Origin of the sequence: Streptomyces chattanoogensis (assembly GCF_001294335.1) — a bacterium.
Lineage (GTDB): Bacteria > Actinomycetota > Actinomycetes > Streptomycetales > Streptomycetaceae > Streptomyces > Streptomyces chattanoogensis.
The window spans coordinates 1-236 of the sequence record NZ_LGKG01000120.1; the positions used below are offsets into that span (position 1 = coordinate 1).

Below are 236 nucleotides of genomic sequence, written 5' to 3' on the forward strand. Positions count from 1 at the left end.
ACCGGCACGTTCGCCCGGAACTTCTCCGACTCCGCACCCGGCACCGACAGCGCACCGCGGTCCGGACCCGGCAGCTGCCCCGCATAGAAGTTCAGCCCCACCAGCCGGGTGCCCGCGTCCTTCAGGGCGTCGCGCAACGCGTCCAGCTCCGCCTGTTCCGGGACCGGGGCGTCCACCCACGGCCACCACAGCTCCACCGCGGTGAAGCCCGCCGCCCGTGCGGCCGCCGGCCGCTC

1 protein-coding gene is annotated in these 236 nt (G+C 75.4%); it reads right to left on the reverse strand.

Annotated elements, in window-relative coordinates:
* Positions 1–236: TIM barrel protein (locus tag ADL29_RS14805; protein WP_157878497.1), on the reverse strand; the 236-nt coding region annotated here is incomplete at both ends.